This is a genomic window from Qipengyuania marisflavi (assembly GCF_005884405.1).
GTDB classification, from domain to species: Bacteria; Pseudomonadota; Alphaproteobacteria; order Sphingomonadales; family Sphingomonadaceae; genus Qipengyuania; species Qipengyuania marisflavi.
On record NZ_VCAO01000009.1, the window covers coordinates 1 to 22,226 of the forward strand.

At 59.1% G+C, this 22,226-nt stretch carries 17 protein-coding genes; 11 read left to right on the top strand and 6 right to left on the bottom strand.

Annotated features, from left to right (window positions below; genetic code table 11):
- Positions 1 to 46 precede the first annotated feature (46 nt).
- From FEV51_RS11740 to FEV51_RS11755, 4 genes are all read left to right on the top strand, one after another.
- A complete protein-coding gene (locus tag FEV51_RS11740; protein WP_138619164.1) occupies positions 47 to 436 on the top strand; it encodes a hypothetical protein in 390 nt (129 codons plus the stop codon).
- Between the two features lie 337 nt (positions 437 to 773).
- Positions 774 to 1,145, top strand: coding sequence for a hypothetical protein (locus FEV51_RS11745; protein ID WP_138619166.1), 372 nt, complete (start codon positions 774 to 776; stop codon positions 1,143 to 1,145).
- 309 nt (positions 1,146 to 1,454) lie between these two features.
- A complete protein-coding gene (locus FEV51_RS11750) occupies positions 1,455 to 2,408 on the top strand; it encodes a DNA cytosine methyltransferase (protein ID WP_138619168.1) in 954 nt (317 codons plus the stop codon).
- 5 nt (positions 2,409 to 2,413) lie between these two features.
- On the top strand, positions 2,414 to 3,400 hold the full coding sequence (locus FEV51_RS11755) for a DNA cytosine methyltransferase (protein ID WP_222927459.1): 987 nt from the start codon (positions 2,414 to 2,416) through the stop codon (positions 3,398 to 3,400).
- A 2-nt stretch (positions 3,401 to 3,402) separates the two neighbouring features.
- On the opposite strand, the gene FEV51_RS11760 is transcribed toward FEV51_RS11755, so the two are convergent.
- The gene (locus FEV51_RS11760) at positions 3,403 to 4,662 is read right to left on the bottom strand and encodes an HNH endonuclease signature motif containing protein (RefSeq protein ID WP_171033127.1); all 1,260 of its coding nucleotides are present in this window, start codon (positions 4,660 to 4,662) and stop codon (positions 3,403 to 3,405) included.
- Positions 4,663 to 4,912: 250 nt separating this feature from the next.
- Here FEV51_RS11760 and FEV51_RS11765 point away from each other — a divergent pair, with 250 nt between their 5' ends.
- Entirely contained in the window at positions 4,913 to 5,479 is a 567-nt protein-coding gene (locus FEV51_RS11765; protein WP_138619174.1) for a recombinase family protein, read from the top strand.
- Positions 5,480 to 5,587: 108 nt separating this feature from the next.
- On the opposite strand, the gene FEV51_RS11770 is transcribed toward FEV51_RS11765, so the two are convergent.
- The 4 genes from FEV51_RS11770 to FEV51_RS11785 all read right to left on the bottom strand — a co-directional run bounded on the left by FEV51_RS11770 (position 5,588) and on the right by FEV51_RS11785 (position 10,837).
- Positions 5,588 to 6,199 carry a hypothetical protein gene (locus tag FEV51_RS11770; protein WP_138619176.1) on the bottom strand — a complete coding sequence of 204 codons (612 nt, stop codon included), beginning with the start codon at positions 6,197 to 6,199 and terminating at the stop codon, positions 5,588 to 5,590.
- 456 nt (positions 6,200 to 6,655) lie between these two features.
- Complete coding sequence (locus FEV51_RS11775; protein WP_138619178.1) at positions 6,656 to 8,392, bottom strand: site-specific integrase; 1,737 nt, start codon at positions 8,390 to 8,392, stop codon at positions 6,656 to 6,658.
- Between the two features lie 144 nt (positions 8,393 to 8,536).
- Positions 8,537 to 9,637 carry an acyl-CoA dehydrogenase family protein gene (locus FEV51_RS11780; protein ID WP_138619180.1) on the bottom strand — a complete coding sequence of 367 codons (1,101 nt, stop codon included), beginning with the start codon at positions 9,635 to 9,637 and terminating at the stop codon, positions 8,537 to 8,539.
- Positions 9,638 to 9,640: 3 nt separating this feature from the next.
- Positions 9,641 to 10,837, bottom strand: a complete 1,197-nt coding sequence (locus tag FEV51_RS11785) for an acyl-CoA dehydrogenase family protein (RefSeq protein WP_138619182.1) — start codon at positions 10,835 to 10,837, stop codon at positions 9,641 to 9,643.
- 153 nt (positions 10,838 to 10,990) lie between these two features.
- On the opposite strand from FEV51_RS11785, the gene FEV51_RS11790 reads away from it, so the two are divergent.
- From FEV51_RS11790 to FEV51_RS11800, 3 genes are all read left to right on the top strand, one after another.
- Positions 10,991 to 12,223 carry a TetR/AcrR family transcriptional regulator gene (locus FEV51_RS11790; RefSeq protein WP_171033128.1) on the top strand — a complete coding sequence of 411 codons (1,233 nt, stop codon included), beginning with the start codon at positions 10,991 to 10,993 and terminating at the stop codon, positions 12,221 to 12,223.
- A 174-nt stretch (positions 12,224 to 12,397) separates the two neighbouring features.
- Positions 12,398 to 15,133, top strand: coding sequence for a TonB-dependent receptor (locus tag FEV51_RS11795; protein WP_138619279.1), 2,736 nt, complete (start codon positions 12,398 to 12,400; stop codon positions 15,131 to 15,133).
- Positions 15,134 to 15,220: 87 nt separating this feature from the next.
- Positions 15,221 to 16,402 carry a molybdopterin molybdotransferase MoeA gene (locus FEV51_RS11800; RefSeq protein ID WP_138619186.1) on the top strand — a complete coding sequence of 394 codons (1,182 nt, stop codon included), beginning with the start codon at positions 15,221 to 15,223 and terminating at the stop codon, positions 16,400 to 16,402.
- Here the strand turns inward: FEV51_RS11800 and FEV51_RS11805 are convergent.
- Positions 16,399 to 17,568, bottom strand: a complete 1,170-nt coding sequence (locus tag FEV51_RS11805; protein ID WP_138619188.1) for an acyl-CoA dehydrogenase family protein — start codon at positions 17,566 to 17,568, stop codon at positions 16,399 to 16,401. The two genes, FEV51_RS11800 and FEV51_RS11805, sit on opposite strands and share 4 nt — an antisense overlap.
- Positions 17,569 to 17,703: 135 nt before the next feature.
- On the opposite strand from FEV51_RS11805, the gene FEV51_RS11810 reads away from it, so the two are divergent.
- From FEV51_RS11810 to FEV51_RS11820, 3 genes are read left to right on the top strand one after another with little or no spacing between them, the layout of a single operon-like run.
- Positions 17,704 to 19,149 (top strand): TolC family protein, encoded by a 1,446-nt coding sequence (locus tag FEV51_RS11810; RefSeq protein WP_171033129.1) that lies wholly within the window; start codon positions 17,704 to 17,706, stop codon positions 19,147 to 19,149.
- Positions 19,146 to 20,876 carry a type I secretion system permease/ATPase gene (locus FEV51_RS11815; RefSeq protein ID WP_138619192.1) on the top strand — a complete coding sequence of 577 codons (1,731 nt, stop codon included), beginning with the start codon at positions 19,146 to 19,148 and terminating at the stop codon, positions 20,874 to 20,876. The genes FEV51_RS11810 and FEV51_RS11815 overlap by 4 nt, the downstream gene beginning before the upstream one ends.
- Positions 20,873 to 22,204 carry an HlyD family type I secretion periplasmic adaptor subunit gene (locus FEV51_RS11820; protein ID WP_138619194.1) on the top strand — a complete coding sequence of 444 codons (1,332 nt, stop codon included), beginning with the start codon at positions 20,873 to 20,875 and terminating at the stop codon, positions 22,202 to 22,204. Before FEV51_RS11815 ends, FEV51_RS11820 begins: the two co-directional genes overlap by 4 nt.
- Positions 22,205 to 22,226 lie beyond the last annotated feature (22 nt).

Below are 22,226 nucleotides of genomic sequence, written 5' to 3' on the forward strand. Positions count from 1 at the left end.
CAAGTGACCGGCACAAAACCGTTACAAGTCCACCGTGAGGTCCAGTTTGGCCGAGCGGGTGCGAAAGCATTTGGGCAGGGAGATCGGTCTGGGGCGCGAATACTTCTTCGTGGTCGAGGGGCATAGCAACAGAACGGGTGCGCAAACCTATCTCCACATGCACGGCGCCATTGCTTCCCATGATCCCGGCGAGAGGGTGCGAATCGAAGCGGCCTTGGCCAGAGCGGCTGGTCAGGAGCTTCGAGGAAGCCGGCGGGTTGCACGCTCGGTCCACTCTGCATGGTTCGAGTTGGTGCAGGTTGCTTATCCTAACTACCTCTTCAAGTTTACCTTACGCGACGATCCACGTCTTGATGATCGGCGGCTGGTAATGTCACGACCCATGACGCAAGCAGCATCTATGTTCTGGAACGACATCGCGCACAAGCGAGCGTAAGTTGAATTTTGTAGCAAGGTTGTTGAGTGGATTCTCGCTTTTTACGCGGGCCGTCTTCAGAGCGCACACGATATAAAACTTTGCCGGAGAGCTTTTGCCTATCACCGGCGAATTGCAGGAAACGCGAATTTTTGCCATTTCTGCGCGGTGGAAAAATTCGGGTTCGGTTGATTCATAAACAATGTGGGATCGACCTACCTGATCGCGAGGTCATGCCGCTCCTGCACACGATCACAGCTTCACAGACGATCCCACCGCGCCCACCGCATTGCCCACCCGACACCCAATCGGGACGCAACTACGCAGAATGCACCACCAACAAGAAAGGTAGTGCATAATGCGTTTTCAGTTATTCAAATGTCAGATTAATCGAGCCAACCGGCTGGTCACAGGCTTCATCGTCGCGCCAGAGGAACAGCGCGCCTCGGAGATCGTGATAGCCAACGAATTCAATCTCAACGAGGAGAACCAAGGCTTCACGCTGAAGCGTGTGGACGAGGTTTTGCCACCTAACCAGCGCAATGGCCTCGATGCGCTTCTAGAGGCCGCTCCAGCGGGTCTGGCGAGCTATTGCGAACCCATCGGCTGGATTGCTCATGCCATCCCTGCTCCGAAGCTGCATCTGTATCGGATCGAGGAACTTGAGGGCGACACACACTTTGTCATCGCACCTACCGGAGATGTGGTTGTGGCCGTTTACTGCGACTGAGTCGAACTCGAAGAAGGCGAAGGCAACATCTTCAATGTCCAAGACGGAACCATCGGCCTCAAAAACGAAGGGCTGCGTGGGTTGCCTGCGCTTCTTGAATTTGGGCCCATAGGACTTGTGCATTGGCACGATGAAATCGGCTGGTCGCCGGCGTAAGGCTATATTGGGTAAAACGGATGACCACTGCCAACTCAAAGCTTTTTGGTGACTGAGTCCCCGAAGCCACAGGACAATGAAATCTGATGATTTCTATGGGCCGCTGGTAGACCCCGCGAGCCACAGCGTTTAGCATCTACAAAAGAGGTCACTATGAAAATTGCATCACTGTTTTCAGGGGCTGGCGGCCTCGATTTAGGTTTGGTCCAGGCGGGGCACGAGGTGATTTGGGCCAATGACTTCGATGCTGATTGCGTCGAAACGTATCGCAAAAACATCTCGAAGGACATCACGCTTGGTGACATAAGTGATATCAAATCATCGGAAATTCCGAATGCCGACGTAATTGTGGGTGGATTTCCTTGTCAGGGCTTTTCTCAAGCCAATCGGCTTCGATTTGACGCTGATCCTCGCAATCGCCTGTATCAAGAATTCAGGCGCGTTGTTCGTGACAAGCAGCCGCTGTATTTCTTGGCCGAGAATGTGAAGGGTATCCTAAGCCTCGCCGGAGGGAAGGCGATAGAGCAGATTAAGAGCGATTTTGCAGCGGCTGGTTACCGGGTTCAAGTCCGTCTTTTCAACTTAGCGGACTACGGCGTGCCACAAACCCGCCAGCGAGTGATCATTGCAGGCACGAGGAATGATCTGGACCAGGAGCTCGATTTCCAATTTCCAGCCGCCACCCATTGTAAGCCGACGCTTTGTGCAAAAACAGGGTTGAAGCCTTGGGTAACGATCAGCGAAGCTCTGGAAGCCTTTCCAGATCCCGACGGGAGCCACAATCTCCCAAATCATATTTACTCGCTCTATAAGGTCACCAACCGGAACTTCACCGGGCACCGCCGGACTGATCCAGATAAACCTTCGCCAACCATACTTGCGCGAGGCAATGGCAAAGGAGGTGTCTGCGCAATTCAACACCCGAACAACCATCGTAGGATGTCGATCCGTGAACAGGCGACCATACAAACGTTTCCTTTGGGGTTTGAGTTCGTGGGAAAGATGAACTCCTGTTACCGTCAAGTAGGTAACGCTGTCCCAGTTCTATTTGGAGAGCACCTCGGCAGCATGATTGTGAAAACTGAAAAGCTAAGGTTGGTAGCATAATGCGAGTGGTTTCACTATTCTCTGGTGCGGGTGGCCTTGACTTAGGGCTCCTACAAGCTGGTCTTGAAATCGTCTGGGCCAACGATATTTTCAAAGAGGCGGCCGAAACTTACGGGGCAAATATCGACGCCCATGTGGACACTCGTGATATTATCGACATCGATGAACAAGAAATTCCCGACTGCGACGTCTTGGTGGGAGGCTTTCCTTGTCAGGGCTTTTCGGTTGCTAACTGGGGCCGAAATTCCGAGGATCCTCGTAATCAGCTCTACCGCGAGATGATCCGAATCTTACGTGCCAAGAGGCCGAAGTTCTTCCTTGGCGAGAACGTGAAGGGTCTGTTGTCCATGGCAAACGGTGAAGCCCTCCGTAGCATCATCAGAGATATCGAAGAGTCAGGCTACAAAGTTCAATATGCTCTGGTAAACTGCGCCGACTATGGCGTGCCTCAAGCTCGCATGCGTGTCCTTATTTTTGGGATCAGAGAAGATGTCGTCTGGCAGGGACAGTTCCCGCCGAAGGTGACCCATGCTGAGCCCATCGTTGCTTCGCGTGAGGGGTTAAAACCTTGGCTCACTGTTGGGGAGGCACTTAGCCATTATCCTGAACCGGAAGATGGAACGGACATACCTAACCATGAATGCTCTCAGTATAAGCTGCGCTTTAATGGACACTTAGGCCATCGGAGAATAGATCCCCACAGACCATCGCCGACGGTAACTTCGCGAGGAGATAACAAAGGTGGTGTCGTTGTTCTGCATCACCCAAACAATCATCGGCGCATGACCGCGCGCGAACTTGCAGCCGTCCAGTCTTTCCCTGATGATTTTGTCTTCTCTGGTTCAAAAACGAACGCTTACCGCCAAATCTCAAATGCGGTTCCACCTTTGCTCGGCATGGCGATTGGTAAGATGTTGTTGGATGGAGTTCCGGCAGTCCAAGAAAAGATTGATGATCGGGGAGTGCGACCCGATCTCGTGTTGATTTTGTGAGCTTAGCTTACGATCCCATATTCGTATCTTATCCTAAGCGCCGCCTTGTTAAGGTGTTCGGGGAGCTCGATATTCGCCGGTAGTGCGGAGTAGCTAGGAAACTCTGCAATATCTGGGGCTAAGGTAACTTGGCCTTCGTCACCAATACGCAACTTTTGGCTATCGAAAAGAATATGCAAGTCGGCTCGCAGGGTGATCCCGTTTGAGACGTGATCCGAGCCGCCATCTTTAACCTCATGGATGTGACATGCGATCAGCACATCTTGTAGCGTCTCGCCGGTTATGAGGCATTTGCTGTCACAAGCGCCCAGCACGTCTCGGCGAAATTTGGCCTGACTAGGGCGATCGAGAACTTCCACTGAACGCCTATTGCGCTGGACGGTTACAATTGCGTCGGCAACAGCATTTTCTCGCTCATCTAGCGACGCTTCATGCAGTCCTTGGATCGCCTCGACTGCAATTGCAGCATCCGTCTCTCGGAGCCGAAAGCGATCCCTATAATTTTCCCCGACATCCTCAAGGGTTAGGACATCGCCGTAATGCAAGAATAACAGGTGCTCACGAAGCATGCGACGATCGTTCGCCCCAGGCGCACAATTTGGAAGCAACGCAAAAGGAGATTTGTCCTGCCGGAACGCCAAGACTGCTTCGGCGAGAAAGTCTGGATCTTTATTGACGATTGAAAGCGGAACAAGCACACGGTGCAGCTGCTCGTTGGTCAGGTATGCCGCGTTTGGGCCAGCTTGCGCTGCCAGCGCAGTTAGGACGGATACGATAATCGACAAAGGGCGCATTGAAAGGCCAGCTCCATGCCATTCTTGAACTCGCTTAGCTGTGTCAATGGATGGATTTGGCAGCCGGTGGGTTGCTATCGCATGCCGCACAAAGTCGTCAGGAGAGACCGACCCATTGGCGAACGACCTGCCCATCGGCGTCAGTGTCATTCCATGACCTTCACCAGCACCCACCGGTGCAAGAATATCAAGACCGCGCCAATAACGCCCCTGTCGTCTTATAAGATTTCTATCTGTATTTGTTGAAGTAAGACTTGGGGAACCAGTGGGTAGAAGATCGGTCTGAACCTTTTGAAGTCTCGCATTAAATGCATTACTTGATGCAAGCTCACCTTCAACGTCTTGGATCGCGCGAGCTACTCCAAGAAGTATGTCGATCCGATTAAATGACTCTACAGGAGTAAATTCCATCCAACGCCATTTGTAATCAGCAAACGGCTTGGTGATTGTCGGCACAGTGAAGGGCAATTTCGAATCCTCATCCTTAGTTCGATGGGGGTGCCGCATTTTGCCAGCGAAAGGAAGAATCTTGAGAGGTTAGATGCCGAATGGAGACTGTTAGCCAGCAATGTGCTTGGTAGGGCATGCAGTCCTCTAGGGTATACCCATCCGAGGCGTCTCACGGCGTCCACGGAGCGTCTCATTAGACTTCGATCCCGTTTGTGAGACGCTAATCTGCGCTGACTCTAGACTTCAACGAGACAGCGAGAACCAGCATATGAGCATCGTCGGATACGCGCGCGTTAGCAGCAATTCGCAAAACCTTGACCTTCAACTGCAACTGCTAGCCGACGCGGGTTGCGAAAAGGTATTCTCTGAAAAGATGACTGGGACATCGCGCAGCGACCGACAAGCGCTCGCCGAGTGCCTCGACTGGGTGCGAGAGGGTGATACCCTAGTCGTTACACGCCTCGACCGCCTCGCTCGATCTGGTCGCGATTTGCACGACATCATCGCCCAACTGTCATCGAAGCAGGTCGGGTTCCGGTGTTTGCAGCAAGGTGCGGTCGATACGACTACCTCCATGGGGAAGCTGATCCTCGGCATCCTCGGTGCTGTCGCCGAGTTCGAGACCGACATCCGCAAGGAACGCCAGCGTGAAGGCATCGAGCGCGCCAAGTCGGCTGGTGTTTACAAGGAGCGCAAGCCTACCGTTAATGTCGAGCAGGTGCGCTCCTTGCGTGAACAGGAGTTCGGAGCGACCGACATAGCGACGAAGCTGGGCATCGCACGAGCGAGCGTATATCGCGCGCTCAAAGACGACCCGCTCACGATTGCATCGTAAGTGCGCTGCAATTTTGAGAAGTCCAAGGGATCGCCGGAGCGCTTGACCCTATTGCTGCCAATCAGGCAGCTATCGCCGAGCCTAGCCATCCACCGGCTCGGTCATGCGCTAGTCGGCTACGGACGCGCTTAAATTAAGCACGGCGCTCAAGCTCTCCTGATAACTTGATCGAGAGAGTTCGAGGAATTGGCGATCACATTTCTTGTCGAAGGGATACCCAATGGTTTCACGCGAAGTGATTGCGCTTTTTAGCAAAAGACGTTCTGGATAAACCGTGACGAGGCTGTCAACGATGTCGATGTATTGAGCCGCGACACCCTGCATTCGGCTATTATCGCACGCCCATTCTGCCCACATTAAGTGACCAGCATCGAAGGATAAATGCACTATGGCATCTATCAGAGCAGTGTTGTGGTGCCTCTCTGCACTCGATGCCTCCCAAGCGTTCTCGTGAGCGAGAGCCGCTTGGATCGCAACGAGTCCGGGATAATCTGGGAGAGGAAGTTCGTTAGCGATCGAGCGGTCGCCAGAAAGTGCGATTTGACGCATAGCGTTATCGACCATTCTGCTGTCATTTCGACGCTGTTCCTCCATCCTCTTTGGGCTCGCCGCTTCTGATGCCGCTCGTGCAGCTTCCTCGGCTACTTCGTTCGCTGCTTCTTCAATGTCCTCTTGTAGGTTTTGAGCGGAAACGGTTGGAGCCTCGACGTTCAGCAGCATCCAAAAAAGCACCGCACATCCCAATCGACTCTTCATGCCTCAACACCCTGTTTTGAAGGAGCTTCTGCGGACGCTGTCAGGGCTACTTATTTAAAAGTCAAAGAGAACTCGGCTATGCATGCCTCTTTCAATTAAGCGGCGCACAGGGGTGGCAGTGTCCGCCAGCCAGCTTGGGCCACCCTCGCTGACTCGGTTTACAGCTGACTTGTAAGCTATTGATAAGAAACACGCCGAATTTTGCAGAGTTTACAGCGGAAACCGCAAAAGTCTGCGATTGCTGTCAGCTTGGGAAGCTTCAGGCGGCAGCGCCGACCCTGAAAGTTGAAAAAAGTAATGGTTTTGTTGACGAAAACCGCGGGTGATTCCTAGCCATACACCGAGGCGTGTATAAATCGTTCTAATACAACAAGTTGCCTGTCTTCGCGAAAACCACCGTGGTTGAACGAATCAACTTTTTCAACTTCCCGGCGCAGGTGGTAGCACTAGCCCTCGATACGCACATTCCTTGATCGCAGGATAGGTGTCGGCCAGAGGGATTTCCTGCACGTAGCGCTTGTCTAGCGCGCTCTTCGCATGCCCGATGACTTCGTGCTTGTAGTTTTCGGGCAGGTTATATTCGGATCTACCCAGCAGCGTTTTGAACGCGCCTCGGAAGCTGTGAAAGGTGACCTCCTGCCGCGCGCCTTCCATGAGCAGCGATCCTAGCTGCTGCGGGACCACTGTGCGATTAAATGACCGGATTAGGCTGGCGTTCGCCCATGCCGTCGCACCGGCATCGACACGACCGGCTGGTGCCTGCCAGTCGAAGAAGAGGCGATCATGGCCAGCCATCGCAACCCGTTCCACAAAATGTCCGAAGCCGAGGTCAAGCAGAACATCGAGGAGTGGCACGCTCCGACGATATGAGCCTTTCGTTGTGCGATACCGATTATCCTGAATGACGACATGAGGGTGCTGATGGTCGAGCCGAATCTCGCTTACTCGCAGGCCACCGAGCTCACCTGCACGACAGCCGGTGTGCATCGCGAGGATCGGCACCCAGAAGTGCATGCCGTCGAGACGGTGGTTTCCTGCCTCATGCGTCCGCTTGTCGCTCTCGCAGCCGGTGAACCATGGGTGATTCACTAGCAGCTGAAGCTCGTGAACCGTAAATGGCCGTTTGTCCGGCATAAGCGCCTTCGGCACAGGTTTCGTGAAATGCCGCGCATCAATCTTCGCAGCGGGGTTCGGCCCTGCATACATTTCGACCTGGGTCGCATGATTGATCGCAGCGCGGAGGAGGCCAATCTTCTTCTTGAGAGTGCTAGGCGACATCGGGCGCGAGACGCTTCCGCTGGTCTTACCGCCGATGACCCGCGCCCCCTCGACCTTACAAAACTCGACTACATCGGCGCGTGAAATCTCGTCGAGAGGAATGTCCCCGATCACACTGATGAATGAGGACAGCGCCTCCTTGGCTTCTCGAATAGTCCTCGGTGCGCGCAGCTGACCGATGTATGCGTCTAGCACTTCAGAAATCTTAGGCGCACGAGGCCGACGTGCGTTTGGTCGCTCTTGGGGTATTGCCGATATACTCCCCGAAAGCATGGCGTCGATCTCGCGTTGACCGCGGAGCTGACCCTCTCTCACTGCCCGCATGATGATTGCATACATGTTGCTTCCAGCGGGTGCGTCCAGCCGCTCATCTTCGATCAATCTGGCAACGTCAGCGGTAAGGTCTGGTAGGCGTGCGTCGTCAATTTGGGCGCGGTCTAGAAGAACCGCGCGCAAGTGTTCCGCATCCCATTCGCGCTGCTCGACCATGCGTTCAAGTTCTGCCTGATCGGCAGGCCCTAATTCGGCGCGGATCAGGGCCTGTCGCCACGGTGTGGCGACACGCTCGCACGCCTCCTCTGTGATCTTCACAAGCCGCGCAGGGGTCACTCGGCGCGTAGCATTGTCCGACGCGCATGGAGGCAAAGCTTCGCCACCAAGCACCAACTGTAGCCGACGCTCGAAGTCGGCGTGCACAGGCTCACTTGCTGCAAGTGCTTCCGACTGATTGCGGGTGCGCAGTGATTCGCGAAAAAGCGCCTTTCCGCCGAACAGGGCATCATACTCGGTTGGTCTATCTTGGGCCGCTTTGGGGAGCCGGCGCTCATAGTAATACATGCCGTTGGCACGCTTGCGGATGTAACGCACATGGTTCGCCATCTGACCCCCTTTGTCTCACAGCATTGTCTCGCACTGCGAGACAAAGAAATACTGCAATTCCAGTAGTCTGCAGTGGTCGTGGGGTCAAACGGCCTTGGTGACGAACCCAGCAGGGCTCACCACCTTTTTTCCTTACCGCAAATCTCAGCCCGCAGCTTGGCCCAGCGCCATGTAGCGGGCCAGATGGTGGTCATCGTCGCCCAGCACATGGTTCAGCATCGTCAGACGCTTGGCATAGTGTGACAGCGGGAATTCCCACGTCATGCCGATGCCGCCGTGCAACTGGATCGATTCTTCCGCCGCCAGCCTGCCGACCTTGCCTGCGGTGTATTTCGCCGCCGAACAGAAGCGGTCGCGGGTGGTTGCGTCCTTGTCGAAATTGGCCGCTGCGTTGATTGCGGACGAACGGGCCTGTTCGATTTCCAGCGCCAGCGTCGCCATGCGGTGCTGCAAGGCCTGAAACTTGCCGATCGGGATGCCGAATTGTTTACGGGTGCGCAGATAATCCAGTGTCTGATCGCGCAGCACATCCATCACTGCTATTGATTCCCAGCAAGTGGCGACAAGGCCGCTGGCTGTGGCTGCCGCCAGCGCCTCTGTTGCGCCGCCGTCTTCGCCCACCAATGTGGCGGGGGTGTCCGTGAGCGTCAGTTCGCCCGCCGACCCGCCGTCGATCACCGGATAGTCGCGCGCTTCGACGCCGCTGGCACTCATATCCACCAGAAAGGCAGACAAGCCAGCATCGGTTTGCGCCGTGACCAGCACCTGATCAGCGCTGCCAAGATATTCGACCACTCCCTTGCGGCCAGAGATGATCCATTGATCGCCATTGCGCTTTGCCGTGGCGGGCGGACAGGGACGGCCATTGGCCTCTACCGCGCCTTCATGCCCGAAGGTCAGCATGGTCTCGCCCGCGATGACCGGGGCCAGCGCGGCTTCATCACCGGCCGCTTCGAGCATTTTGCCCGCCATCAGCGATCCCAGAAATGGACCGGTGGCCAGCGCCTTGCCCAGTTCGCCAAATACCACGCCGACATCCCACGCGCTGCCGCCATAGCCGCCTGTGTCTTCGCCAAAGAGCGCGCCGATCACACCCAGTTCCGCCAGCGCGTTCCAGACCTCGCGCGAGAAGCCTGCGTCGCTGTCGATGGCCGCTTCGCGTGTTTTCCAGTCAAATTTGTCGGCCAGCGTGCGGGACAGGCTGTCGGCCAGCATCTGGCGGTCTTCGCCAATCGTGAAATCCATGGCTCAGAGCTCCAGAATGGTCTTGGTGATGATTTCGCGTTGCACTTCGTTCGATCCGCCAAAGATCGAGAGCTTGCGATTGTTGAAATATTGCGCGGCGGCGGGGCCTGCCCATTCGGGCCCAACCGGCTCGCCGTTCCAGCCTTCGTCCAGCGCCTCGTCGATAAAGGGCGCGGCATAGCGGCCAGCGGCGCGGCGCATCAGATCGTTGATTTCCTGCCGGATCTCGGTGCCGCGAATTTTCAGCATAGAGCTTTCAGCTGTCGGTGCATGGCCCGCCCCCGCCGCGTCGAGCACACGCAGATTGGTGGTCTTCATATTTTCCAGATCGATTTCCAGCTTGGCCATCCGCTGCGCAAACAGCGGGTCTTCGGCCACCGGTCGGCCATCGCGCCAGGTGGAGCGCGAGATGTCCTGCAATTCATCAAACAGCGCCATCGACATACCGACACCCGCGATATTGGTGCGTTCGTAAGTCAACAGATATTTGGCGTAGGTCCAGCCCTTGTCCTGCTCACCCACCAGATTGGCCACGGGCACCTTCACATCGGTAAAGAACACCTCGTTCACTTCGTGATCGCCTTCAAGCAGCTTGATTGGGCGCACGTCGATGCCGGGCGTTTTCATGTCGATCAGCAGGAAGGAAATGCCCTGCTGGCGCTTGCCTTCATTGCTGGTGCGCACGAGGCAGAAAATCCAGTCGGCATATTGTGCCAGAGTGGTCCAGGTCTTCTGCCCGTTGACGATATAGTGATCGCCATCACGAACTGCGCTGGTCTTGAGGCTGGCAAGATCGGATCCTGCGCCCGGCTCGCTATAGCCCTGGCACCACCAGTCGGTGCCATCGAGGATGCGCGGCAGATAATGCTGTTTCTGTTCTTCGGTGCCGTATTTGATCAGCACGGGGGCCAGCATCGACAGGCCGAAGGGAATGATGCGCGGGGCGTGCGCAATTGCGGTTTCGGTTTCGAAAATGAAGCGCTGCATCACGCTCCAGCCAGTGCCGCCATATTCCTCGGGCCAATGATTGGCGAGCCAGCCACGTTCGTTGAGGATGGCGTGCCACTGCTCCATGTCCACCTTGCTGAGCCGCTGGCCGGTGCGGACCTTGTCCGCCAGCCGCGCGGGCAGCTTGTCTTTCAGGAAGGCGCGCACTTCGGCGCGGAAAGTTTCTTCCTCGGGCGAGAATTCCAGGTTCATGACAGGCGTCCTTTGCTTGGCCGCGATGCGTCAGCCGGTGTCGCCAGCGCAGCCTCTTCCCATGCAGTGCGATCTACAGCATAATGCCTTTTTGGCAAACTGCGTATGCCGCAGGGCCAGTCCGGTTTGCGCCGGGGGACATGGGAGAGGTCGATGGCGTCAGCGAACGCGCCGGGGCGACACGGCAATGGCCGGACGCAGGCGCGTTCCGGGCACCGCCGCGCGGCCATCGTCGGGGCCGCCATGGTGCAGCTGGAGGAACACGGTGTCGAGGCGCTGAAACTGCCCGAAATCGCGCGGGCTGTCGGGCTGAAGCCTTCAAGCTTTTCCTATTACTTCCCCAATCGCGACGCGCTGGCGGCAGAGGTGTACCGCCACGTTCTGGCGGGTCTGGCGGAGATGGTCGAGCAGGCCGGGCGCGAACCGACCACCGGCGCCCGCTTGCGCGCGCTGTTCACAGTGGCGCTGAAACACGAAGCCGCGATGCTGGCGGGGCGCACTCCCAAACAGCCGTTGATCGGCGACATCCGCGCCTTGCGGCGGGAAATGCGGGCTCCGCTAACGGATGCCTATCTGCAAGTGAACCGGACGATCCGCGAATGGTTTCGCGATGAGGGTGATAGCCACGACGATTGGCAGTCACGCATCAGCGCCAGCTATGTGCTGGAATCGCTGTTCTGGCTGCGCGCCTGGGTGGGCGAATATTCCGATTGGGAGCACGCGGCGCTGGTCGAGGAAATCGTGCGTTTTCTTGAGAACGGGTTTCTGGCCAGGGCAGCCGAAATACCGATAACGGGTGCGCTGTCTGGTGATGCGGCGGAAGATGACGACAGCCCGCGTGAGGCTTTCCTGCGCGCGGCGACACGGCTGATCAATCGCTATGGCTCTCGCGGCAGTTCGGTCGAACGTGTGGCCGAAGAGCTGGGCGTCACCAAGGGCAGTTTCTATCATCATCTGGAAGACAAGGACGATCTGGTCAGCGAATGCTTTGCCCGATCGCACGAGCAGATGGCGGAAATCCAGCGGCTGGCCGATGGCGAGGAGGGCGATGCAGCGGCGCGGTTGTTGCGGGCTGCGACAGAGGCGGCGGCGGTGCAGTTTGCCGGGCGGTTTCCGTTCCTGCGAACCTCGGCCTATATCATTCTGCCGCCGTATGAGCGTGAACAGTCGCTGGCGCGCGCGCGGCGGATCACGCGCTGGTATGCTGGCCAGTTTGCCGCCGGGATCGCGCAAAGGACGATCCGCCCGCTTGATCCGTTTGTGGCCAGCCAGATGCTGTTTATCGCGCTGAATGCCGCATCCGATTTGGCGGCTATATTGAGCGAACGCCAGCCTGGAGATGCTGCGCGTGACTATGTCGCCCTTTTGACACGCGGGCTGGCATAGCCCGGCGGCTCGCCAAAAAGCGCTTGCGTTGGATTTGGCAAAGGCAGTATGCCTTGGTTCGGGAATGAGGAAGTGGTGGTCCGGCGGTGATTGCAAATACAGGCAATCGGCGCGTTAGTGCTGCCATAATACAAACCTCTCCCGCAGATTTTTAAAGATCAGGAGAGAGAGATGATGAAGCGGACCTGGACTGGATCAGTAGCGCAGGCGGCCCTAATTACGGCGCTCGCAATGGGCGCATCGCCTGTCCTCGCACAGGATGCGGAAGGCGAAGACACCGGATCGATCACCGATGCTGCCGATGTCGATGACCAGAACGTCATCATCGTGACGGCACAGGGCCGGTCGCAGTCACTGTCCGACGTGCCGATCGCGGTCTCCGCAGTCTCTGCCGAAACGCTGAAAAATTCCGGCACCAGCGATATCCGCGAACTCAACCAGGTCGCGCCTTCGCTGTTGGTTTCGTCCACCGGAAATGAAGCCAACGGCTCGGCGCGTATTCGCGGTATCGGCACGGTGGGTGACAACCCTGGTCTGGAAAGCTCGGTCGCGGTGTTCGTCGATGGCGTTTACAGGTCACGTTCGGGCAACGCCTTGTCAGAACTCGGCCCGCTCGACCGCGTTGAAATCCTGCGCGGCCCGCAAGGCACGCTGGGCGGTCGTAACGCTTCGGCTGGCTTGATCAGCATTTATACCGCACCGCCCAGCTTCGATTTCGAAGGCTACGGCGCGTTCACCTACGGCAATTATGACGCGATCAAGGTTGAGGCGGGTATTAATGCGCCGCTGGGTGACACTATCGCGGCACGGATCGACGGCGTCTATTTCGAACGTGATGGGTTTTACAACGATGTCACCAATGGCGTTAAAATCAACGATCGTGACCGCTATCTGGTCCGCGCGCAAATGTTGTTTGAGCCGACTGACGACATCAGCTTCCGCCTGGTGGGCGATTATTCCAAAAAGGATGAGGCGTGCTGCGCGGCTACCTTTGTGCAGCCCGATTTTGCGCCATTTGCCCGCGTATCCCCTGGTCTCGATCCGTTCACGCGCCCAACTGACGGTCCAGCTCTAACCAGCACGGGAAATCCGATTGTTCCGATCTTGTTAGGGCTCGGCCAGGATCCGCGCGCCCTTAATCAGTCGACCTTTAACCGCAATATCTACAATACGCCGGGCCGCAGTTTCGATGGCGAGACCGAAGATTACGGTCTGTCTGGCGAGCTGAATTGGGATTTCGGCAGTGTGACGATGACGTCGATCACTGCCTATCGTGAATACGATAACAACCAGGGCTCGGACACGGACTATACTACGGTTGACATCCTATACCGCGCCCCCGGAGAAAATGCGGGCGCGCGCAACTTCAAGACCTTTACGCAGGAAGTTCGCTTCAACGGTAGTGCATTCAACGATAAGCTCGATTGGCTTATCGGTGGCTTCTACGCCAATGAGAAGCTGCAAGTGCGTGATAATCTGCGCTTCGGTGATGATTATGGAACGTTTGTCGCTTGCCGACTAGCGATCGCGCTCCAGCCCTCGCTGGGTCCGCTCGGCATTACTGTGCCCGATCCCAGTCAGACCAATTGCTTTAGCCCTGCCGCATTTGGAGCGATTCAGAGCGGCGCGGTGTTTGGTGCGGCTACCCCGGCGGTCGTCGCATCGCTCAACAACCTTGCCTCGATCAGTGATGCTGGCGGAACAGGTGATGTATATAACCAAAAGAGCAACAACTTCGCGCTCTTCACGCACAATATCTTCCACATCACCGATCAGCTCGATCTGACTCTCGGCCTTCGATATACAAACGAAACAAAGGACTTCAACGGAACATTTGGTAACGACAATACTGTTTGCCCGGCAAACCGTGCGATAATCGGGCCGCTCGTCGGGCTTTCGCCGTTCTTTGCTGGCATTTTGTCGCTGTCTTGTCAGGGCAATTCGACGTCGGAGCTTGACGGCGTTTCGATTGCCGACAAACGCAAGGAAGACGAGTTCACCGGCACTGCAGTGCTGTCCTATAAATTTGATGACGACTGGCTTGGCTACGCCAGCTATTCGCGCGGCTATAAGGCTGGCGGTTTCAACCTTGACCGCTCGGCGCTGTCCAATCCGTTGTTCCTGGACGTCAACAACCTAGATGTCGGCAACCTCCAGTTCGATGAGGAAACTGTCAACGCTTATGAGATCGGTGTGAAATACGGTTCGCGCCGTTTCTCTCTCAGCGCCTCGGCCTTCCGTCAGGAATTCAGCAATTTTCAGCTGAACACTTTTAACGGTTCGGTGTTCTTGGTGCAGAATGTGAATGCTTGCAGTACCGATCTGGCAGGCGCAGACAGTGATGCCAGCGCGGCAACCGGTGCTTGTCTGGCCGATAATGTTATTCCGGGTGTGGTGGCACAAGGTTTCGAATTGGAGACCATGCTTTCGCCTGTGCGTGACCTGACGGCCACCATGGGGATCACTTACACGGACACTAGCTATAAAAACAATCTGATCGGCAATGATAGCGGAACACCCCTTGATCCAGCGCTCCGTCTGCTGCCCGGTGACAATCTATCGAACGCACCGGAATGGGTGGGCACGGCGTCGCTCACCTGGACGCCTCCCTTGGGTAACAGTGGCCTTAACGGCTTGTTTTATATCAACGGTCGTCTGGTCAGCGATTATAACACCGGTTCCGACCTTCTGTACGGTAAGGAGCAGGATGCTTTTGCCATCGTCAATGGCCGCATCGGAATCACCGGACCTGATCGCCGCTGGGGCATTGAAGGCTGGGTGTCGAATATGTTCGATGTCGATTACACGCAGGTGGCCTTCAACACGCCGTTCATCGCACCGCAGCAGACCTATTCGGCCTTCCTCGCCGAACCGCGGACTTATGGCGTGACCGTGCGCGGTCGCTTCTAAGCTGAACCGGACAAGCGGCGGCGGGCTTCTTGCTCGCCGCCGCCTCACCGCTGGACGGTGGCGGGACTTTTCGCCTAGCACGCGGTGATGATTTCCTTCGACAAAGCGCAGTGCCTGATGGCGCAGCTGGCAGACCCGCTCGGCAGCGAGCGGGTCTGCCTGCATCTGGCGCAGGGCCGGGTGCTGGCAGATGACCTCACCGCTCGGATCGACGCGCCGCGCGCGGATGTTTCGGCAATGGATGGCTATGCGCTGGCTGGCCCGCATGATGCGGGGGCGCAACTTTCAATTGTCGGCAACAGCGCGGCGGGCGCACCGTGGGATGGCACGCTGAAGTGTGGTCAGGCACTGCGTATCTTAACCGGCGCGTTCCTGCCCGCTGGGGGCGACCGCGTGCTGATCCAGGAAAATGCCGAGGCTTCAGGTGGCCGTGTCCGCATTGTTGAAAGCTGCGATGTGGGCGCGCATATCCGCAAACAGGGGAGTGACTTTGCCGCCGGTGATGTCGTGCTGGCGCGTGGCGCACGGCTTGGCGCTCGCGCCTTGGTCACGACGGCCAGCGCCGATGTGGATGCGGTGACGGTGACGAAACGCCCGCGCCTCGCCCTGCTGGCCACCGGCGACGAACTGGTATCACCCGGAGTGGCCGCCAGCCATCCGCACAATATTCCCGACAGCATCAGCCCCGGTGTGGGAGCATTGGCGCGCGGTGCGGGCGCTGCCGTGGTAGCGCTGAGGCGGGGAGGGGATGATCCGAAGGCTTTGTCCGAAATTGCCGGCGAGTTACTAAAAGCCTGCGATGTGCTGGTGGTGATCGGCGGGGCATCGGTAGGTGACCGTGATTTCGCGCGGGAGATGCTCGATCCGCACGGCCTTGCGCTGACCTTTTCGAAAGTCGCGATCAAGCCCGGCAAACCTGTGTGGCTGGGCACGGCGGGCGGGAGGATCGTGCTTGGCCTGCCGGGCAATCCCACCTCTGCAATGGTAACCGCACGGCTGTTCCTGACGCCTCTGATCGTGGCGCTGATGGGGCAGCTTCACCCCGATCCGCTGGGCTGGATGACGCTGCCACTGGCCGCGCCTCTGCCCGCCACCGCTGCGCGTGAGACCTTCGCAAGGGCGCGCTGGGAGGGCGCGGGACTGGTCCCGCTGATCCGTCAGGACAGTGGGTTACAAGCTGCTCTTGCCGGGGCCGACTGGCTGATCCGCTGCCCGCCCGGTCAGAGCGCGCTGGCGGCGGGCGCAACGGTGCAGGCGCTGCGCTTTTAACGCCGCTGGTCGAAGCGCCGCCCGACCATTGCGGCAGCAATATTGGTTTTCTGGATATCGGTGGTGCCGCCCGCGATGCCCCAGGCAAATCCGTCGCGCATGCGCTGCTCCATCCCGTAATCCTTGTGATAGCCATAGCCGCCCATCACCTGCACGCCGAGTGCCGTGACCGTGCGCACCATCTCGTTAGCGAAGCATTTGGCCACGCTGCTTTCATAGACACTGGGCAGGCCGTTGTCCGCCTGCGCTGCATTGGCGGCGGCGCGATAAATCAACAGTCGTGCCGCCTCCACCTGCATTGCCATTTCGGCCAATTTCAACTGCACGGCCTGAAACTCGACAATCGCTTTGCCGAACGCCTCGCGCTCCTGCGTATAGGCCAGTGCTTGCTCCAGAGCGGCAGCGGCCACGCCCAGGCTCTGCGCGGCATTGCCGCAGCGTTCCAGCCCGAAGGCGCTCATCAATTGCCCAAAGCTGCCCGCCGGGACCACCAGATTTTCCCGCGGCACACGGACGTTATCGAACACGATGTCGGCGGTGGGGATACCGCGAAACCCCATCAGCTCCTCGCGCTTGCCAAAGCTGACGCCCGGCATCTCGCGGTCGACCAGCAAGGCACCAATGCCCTTGGCCCCCGGCGCGTCCGAGAGGCGGCAATAGGTGACGTAATAGCGCGAATGCCCCGCGCCGCTGGTCCAGCGTTTGGTGCCATCCAGAATGTAATGATCGCCGTCCAGCCGTGCGCTGGTGGTCAAATCGGTCAGCGCGGTGCCAGCGTCAGGTTCGGACATCGACACCGCCACTGTCGCCTCGCCCGCCGCAACTTGCGGAATGATCCGTGCTTTGAGCGCGTCAGAGCCGAACCGTTCGATCACCCGCACTGGCCCAACCAGTGCTTCGAACACCGGAAAGGCGACCGCGTTGGAGATCATTGCGAACTGTTCGAGCACCAGCAGCGCCTCGAGATGGCCCAGCCCCAGACCGCCATATTGCTCAGGCAGATTGACGCCCAGAAAGCCCATTTCGCCATAAGTGCGAACCATTTCGGCGGGCACGGGAAAGTCGCCAATTTCCATCTCGCGCGCCAGTGTCGGCAATTCGGCACGGGCAAAGCGGCGCGCGGCGTCCTGAAGTTCGCGCTGCCGCTCACTAAGCTGGAAGTCCATCACTCAAGGTCCTTTTGACAATTCCGGGTGCACCGTGGCAGCACCTTGCTTGCTGCGCCAGCGTGAAACGAAACGGATGGTTTTCGGCGCTTTACATGCTAGGAGGCCCACTTCGGAATGCAGGGGATCGCGTCAGTGACAAGTGTGCGGAGTTGGGCGGCAGCAGTGCCCTTGCTATGCATCCTGTCGGCCCCTGCGGCGGCGCAGGACGCGAACACTTCCGTCAGTGGTGACGTTGCGGCGGAATTGGCCGAGCCGGTGCCCAGCCCGCTGACCGCCGATTTCGCCGATGACCCAATTCTGGCGCTGGCCAACCGCATTGCCGACCCAGAGGAATTCCGCCGCATCGTCGCCTCTGCATTGCGCGAAAACGCCCGCACGCGCGAAGCCGAGGCCGGAGTACGCGTGGCCGCTGCCCGGCTTGATGAGGCTGAGGCGGGATATCTGCCGACGATCGATTTGAATGCCAGTTCGTACCAAACGCTGGCGCGCAAGTTCGACAATGATCCGGGCAATCTGATCGAGCGTTCGCGGCCCGGCAGCCGCACCGATGTGCTGGGTGCGCTGGAATACAAATTCTTCGATTTCGGTGCCGTTGCCGCTGCTGTTGCAGCGGGTCAGGCACGGCTGCGCGCTGCTGGTTACGAACAGGAAGCCGCACAGGCGCAGATCGTCACCGATGTGGTGACTGCGTGGTATTCGGTATTCGCTTATCAGTCGCTGGTGCGGCTGTCCGAAGGCTTCATCAGCGCGCAGGACGATCTTGAAGCGGCGATCGACACCCGGATCGAGCGGGGCGTGTCCTCCCGCAGTGACCGCACGCGCGTCGCCTCATTGCGCGCCGATGGTCAGGTCCGGTTGGCGCAATTCCGCCGCCGTCTGGCCAGTGCAGAAGCGCGCTTTCGTGAACTGACCGGGGTGCCGCCGCCGCCATTGCTGCTGCGCGCGCCGGTGCTGGGGATGGGCGCAGTCAGCCGCGAATATGCGATCAGCGCCGCTGAACAGGCACCCGCTGTACAAAGCGCAAGGGCCGCGGCGCGCGCCGCAGCGGCGGATGCCGATTTCACCCGCCTCAGCCAGTTGCCGCAGATCACCACGCGGGTGGATGCCGGGCGCTATGGCGTGTTCGAGGGACGTGAAGATTACGATGTGCGTGCCAGCGTCAATTTGCGTTACCGCCTGTTTGGCGGCGGCGGCAAAGCGCGGAATGAAGCCAGCGAAGCGCGCGCCGATGCGGCTGAAGCCGCTGCCGACCGCGTGCGGCAGGAGGCCGCGCGTGATGCGGCGATAACCTGGGCCGATGTTCAGGCGCTGGAGGCGCAGATAATCGCGCTGGAGGATGCTTACCGCGCCGCACGCCAGTCGCGCGATGTGGTGTTTGCGCGGTTCGCCGCGCTGCGCGGTTCGGTGTTCGATATCTCCGATGCGCAGGGTGCCTATCTTTCCGCCGCCGTCGCCTATATCGACGGGCTGACCCAGCTTGATGCGGCGCGCTATATCCTGCTGGCCCGCACCGACCGCCTGCTTACCCTGTTCGAGGACCCGGCCAATCCCATGATTGATAGTGTGGCGCAGCCATGAGCGCCGAACCGATGGTGGAAATGCCGGGCAAGCGGCTGGCCGACTGGCTGATGGACCCCATCCGCGACAATTGGCGCACCTATTCCAAGGTCGCGATTGCGGCGGTGCTGATCAATATCTTCGGTCTGGTCTCCTCGCTGTTCACGATGACGGTGTATGACCGGGTAGTGCCCAATTCGGCATTTACCTCGCTCGCCGCCTTGTCGATCGGTTTGGGGATCATCGTGATCTTCGATTTCGCGCTGAAGTTGCTACGCGCCTATTTCGTCGACTTTGCCGGAATGCGGATTGACCGCGAAGTGGGTGAGACGGTGTTTCAGCGCCTGCTCGAAATGCGGCTGGAATTGCGCAAGGGATCGACCGGCCAATTGACCGGCCTGATGCGCGAGCTGGAAACGTTGCGCGATTTCTTCGCCTCGGCGACAATGGCGGCGATTGTCGATTTGCCGTTCATCTTCATTACGCTGGCAGTGGTTGCGCTGATCGGCGGCTGGGTGGTGCTGGTCCCGGCATTGATGGTGCCGCTGGTTATCCTGGTCGGATGGAGCGCGCAGCCCGCATTGCAGCGCCTGTCGGCCAAGGCGATGAACGAAGGGCTGCACAAGCAATCGGTGCTGGTTGAAACCGTCGGCGCGATCGAAGCGGTCAAGACCGCAGGCGCGCACGGGATGTTCAGGGACCGCTGGGCCGATGCGGTGGAAAGCCACGCCGATGTGTCGCTGCGCCAGCGGATGATTTCATCCATCGGCACAACCTTTGCGACATCGGCGGGCACCATCAGCTATGCCGGTGTCATTATCGTGGGCGTGTTTGCGCTGGCGGAAAACAAGCTGACGATGGGCGGGCTTATCGCTTGTTCGATCCTGGCGGGGCGTGCCATTGCGCCGCTTGCCCAAATCTCGCAGCTGGTGTCGCGGATGACCGCCACGCGCACCGCCTACGGGCAGGTTCGTGCTTTGATGGAGCGCCCGCCAGAGGGACCCGGCGATGATCCCATCGTCTTGCGCGAAACCCGCGGCGCGCTGGAGCTGCGGGGCGTGTCCTTTACCTATCCCGGTGCCGCGTCGCGGGCGCTGGACAATGTTACGCTGAAGATCGAGCCGGGTGAGAAAATCGCGCTGATCGGGCGGATCGGGTCAGGCAAATCGACTATCGCGCGGCTGATCCTCGGTCTCTATCCGCCTGAAGAGGGGCTGGTGCTGGTCGACGGAATCGACATCGCGCAGCTCGCCCCCAATTCGCTGCGCCGTGCAGTTGGCTCGGTGCTTCAGGAACCCTCGCTGTTTTCCGGCACCATCCGCGAAAATATCGCGCTGGGCCGCGATTATATCGATGACGAGGAGATGCTGCGCGCATCAGGCGTGTCGGGCACAGACCAGTTCGCCTCGCGAGTGCCGCGCGGTTATGATTTGATGCTGGTCGATCGCGGTGAGGGCCTGTCAGGCGGCCAGCGGCAGTCGATCGCAATTGCGCGCGCGCTTGCCGGACAGCCAAAGGTGCTGGTGATGGACGAACCCAGCAGCGCAATGGACGCCCAGACCGAGGCCGATCTGATTGGCCGGCTGAAAGAGGAATTTACCGACCGCACGCTGGTGGTGGTGACGCATCGCCAGCCCCTGCTGACGCTGGTCGACCGGATCGTTATTATCGATGATGGCAAGATCCGCGCTGACGGACCGCGTGACGCGGTGCTGGCGCAGCTGGCCAAGGGAGCGCGCCAGACGTGACCGAACAAAACCTGGAATTTGTCGAGGAAGAACCCTCCGGCGGGATCGAAAGTCTGGTCGGCCGGATCCAGCCCCGCTCTGCATCGCGCTTCCTGTTTTGGGGCATCGTGATATTCTTCGCGCTGTTCCTGCTGTGGGCGTCGTTCTCCGAAATCGACCGGACCGTGCGCGGGCAGGGCAGAGTGATCTCAAGCTCGGAACTGCAGGTCGTCTCCAGTCTCGAGCCCGGCGTGGTCGAGGATATCTTCGTCACCACCGGGCAGGAGGTGAAATCGGGTGATCCGCTGGTCCGGCTCGATCCGACCGAAAGCGATTCTTCGCTGGGCAGCAATACCGCCGCTGCTGATGCGCTGGGCATGAAAGTCGCGCGGCTGCGCGCCGAAGTGGCTGGCCGCGCGCCGACATTCCCGCGCCCGGCAAATGCCGAGGCGGCGCGCCAGTTGCAGATCGAGCGCGCACTGTATTCCTCGCGTCAGGCCAATCTGTCGAGCGCGCTGGCAGGCGCCCGCGCGCAGCTGGCCCGCGCCGGGCAGGGTGTGACCGAGGCGCAGCGGCAAGTCGATGCGCTGGCCAGCGCCAGCCAGTCCGCCCGGTCCGAAGCCGAATTGCTGCGCCCGCTGGTCGAACAGGGGATCGAACCGCGCCTGTCGCTGGTGCGTGCGGAAAGTGCCGCCTCAAGCGCCGAGGCGCAGCTGGCCGCAGGGCGCGCGACCACCGCTCGGGCCCGCTCCGCCGTTACCGAAGCGCAGGCCAATCTGGCGCGCACCCAGCAGGACTGGCGCGCGCAGGCCGCCACTGAACTGGCTATGGCGCAGGCCGATCTGGGCGCCCGCTCCGCATCGCTGCCCGCATTGGAGGAACGGCTCGCCCGCACAGTGGTCCGCGCCCCGACATCCGGCACAGTCAATCGCGTGCTGGTCACCACTCGCGGCAGTGCGGTGGGATCGGGCATGGCGCTGGTGGAGATCGCTCCGGCAGACGATGCATTGCTAATCGAGGTGCGGCTGCGCCCGCAGGACATCGGATCAGTGCGGATCGGCCAGCCAGCCAAGATCGGCATTACCGCATTCGATCAGTCGGTCTATGGCAGCCTGGACGGCGAAGTCGTGACAATCTCGCCAGATTCTATTGTCGATGAACGCAGCGGTGACGTGTTCTATCTGGTGCGCGTCCGGACAGAGCTGGCGTCTATCCCTAGCGTCGGCGGTGAGCTTGAAATCGGCAGCGGCATGATCGCCGATGTCAGCCTGCTGGGCGATAAACGCACGGTGCTGCAATATATCCTCAGCCCGCTGCTGCGCTTCGGCCAAGGCGCCTTCCGCGAGTAGCTGCGCCAGTCAGCTTGCGTTA